General features: G+C 65.3%; 3 protein-coding genes. All 3 read left to right on the top strand.

Annotation, left to right across the window (positions count from 1 at the left end; translation table 11 throughout):
• The coding region (locus VNM24_04725) for a branched-chain amino acid ABC transporter permease (protein ID HWQ37908.1) at window positions 1-631 on the top strand (631 nt) is incomplete at its 5' end.
• A 2-nt stretch (window positions 632-633) separates the two neighbouring features.
• The gene (locus VNM24_04720; GenBank protein ID HWQ37907.1) at window positions 634-1,710 is read left to right on the top strand and encodes a branched-chain amino acid ABC transporter permease; all 1,077 of its coding nucleotides are present in this window, start codon (window positions 634-636) and stop codon (window positions 1,708-1,710) included.
• A gap of 85 nt (window positions 1,711-1,795) precedes the next feature.
• Window positions 1,796-2,101 (top strand): ABC transporter substrate-binding protein (locus tag VNM24_04715; protein ID HWQ37906.1); only part of this gene is annotated, 306 nt, incomplete at its 3' end.

Genomic DNA, 2,101 nt, shown 5'->3' with positions numbered 1-2,101 from the left:
CACCTTCGTGCTGGAGGGCCTGTCGCAGCTCGTCTGGGGCTCGCAGCCGCACGGGCTGGAACTGGGCATTCCGGACGTGCCGATGGAGTGGCTGTCGCAGACCTGGGGCATCAACGTCAGCCAGTTCGACCTGTTCGCCGCAGGCGTGGCGGGCGTGCTCGTCGTCGTGCTCGCGCTCTTTTTCCAGTACACGCGCATCGGCCGGGCGCTGCGCGCGGTGGCCGACGACCATCAGGCGGCGCTCGCCGTCGGCATCCCGCTCAAGCACATCTGGGCGATCGTCTGGGCGGTGGCCGGGTTCGTCGCGCTGGTCGCCGGCCTCATGTGGGGCGCGCGCAACGGCGTGCAGTACTCGCTCACCTTCATCGCGCTGAAGGCCCTGCCGGTGCTGATCCTGGGCGGGTTCGAATCGGTGGCGGGCGCGATCGTCGGCGGCCTGATCATCGGCGCGAGCGAAAAGCTCGCCGAGGTGTACCTGCCGCAACTGATCGGCCCGGGGCTTGCGGAGCTGATCGGCGCACCGGTGAACCTGCAGGGGATCGAATCGTGGTTCGCCTACGTCGTGGCGCTGATCTTCCTCCTCGTGCGGCCGGAAGGCTTGTTCGGCGAGAAAATCATTGACCGGGTGTAGCCGTGCTCTACCGCGAAGCCGGGCAGTTCAAGTCATCCTACGCCGAGGACCAGCGGATCTTCCCGATCCGGCAGGACCGGATCGCGTTCTGGACGGCTCTGTTCGTCGCCTTCGTGGTGGTGCCGGCGGTTGCCAACCAGTACTGGTTCGCGGCGATCCTCACGCCGTTTCTCATCTTCTCGCTCGCGGCACTCGGCCTCAATATCCTCACCGGCTACGCCGGGCAGCTCTCGCTCGGCACCGCCGCGTTCATGGCGGTGGGCGCGTTCATGGCCTACAACTTCGAGCTGCGCGTCCCGGGCATGCCGATCCTCGCGTCGTTCGCGGCTGCCGGCCTGTGCGCGGCGGCCGTCGGGATCGTGTTCGGCCTGCCCAGCCTGCGCATCAAGGGCTTCTATCTCGCGGTGGCGACGCTCGCCTGCCAGTTCTTCGTGCTCTGGGCGCTGCAGCGTTTCGGCTGGTTCTCCAACTACAGCGCCTCGGGCGTGATCACCGCCGGGAAAATCGAGATCCTCGGCGTCGAATTCGACACCGCGGCGGAAAAATACCTGCTCACGCTGGCGATCGTGAGCGTGATGGCGCTTGCGGCGAAGAACCTGATGCGATCGGAAACCGGCCGCGCGTTCATGGCGGTGCGCGACATGGACGTCGCCGCGAGCGTGATCGGCATCCCGATCATGAAGACGAAGCTCCTTGCCTTCGCCATCAGCTCGTTCTACTGCGGCGTGGCGGGAGCGCTTTACGCATTCTGCTACCTCGGCACCGTGGAGCCCGAGGCGTTCAACCTCGACCTTTCCTTCCGGGTGCTCTTCATGATCATCATCGGGGGGGTGGGCTCGATCCTGGGATCGTTCCTCGGGGCCGCCTTCATCACCCTGCTGCCCATCTTCCTCAACCTCTTCTTCGGCGCGGTCTCGCACCTGGTCGGGGTCGAGATCCCGCATGCGTGGCTCTCCAACATCGAGCTGATCATCTTCGGGGCGCTGATCGTCTTCTTCCTCATCGTCGAACCCCACGGCCTTGCCCGCCTGTGGCAGATCGGCAAGGAAAAGCTGCGGCTCTGGCCCTTCCCCCACTGATATTTCCATGCTCGCCGGAGGGTCTTGGTAGCCGGCGCCCAATTCGCTATACTGCCGCCAGACGTTCTTCGAGGAGGGAAACCCGATGAAACGAAACGCGTTTGCGATCGCCATTGCGGCCATCGCAACAGCCGGTTTTTCCGGCGCGGTGCTGGCGCAGGCGAAAGAGCAGTTCGTGCCGGCCAATTTCTACTGGGTCGGTCCGTACGCCCCGGGCGGCTCGGGCATCTCCGGCGGCATGCTCGACTATTTCAAGCTGCTCAACAACCGCGACGGCGGGATCAACGGGGTGAAGTTCACGTGGGAGAAGTGCGAGACGGAGTACAACAATGCGCGCGGCGTCGAGTGCTATGAGCGCTCGAAGAACAAGGGCCCGACCGGCGCGACGCTG

Source organism: Burkholderiales bacterium (genome assembly GCA_035560005.1).
Taxonomy (GTDB): domain Bacteria; phylum Pseudomonadota; class Gammaproteobacteria; order Burkholderiales; family Eutrophovitaceae; genus DASRFY01.
The sequence above is the reverse complement of the archived record's forward strand: the minus strand, read 5'-3'. Positions and strand labels throughout refer to the sequence as shown.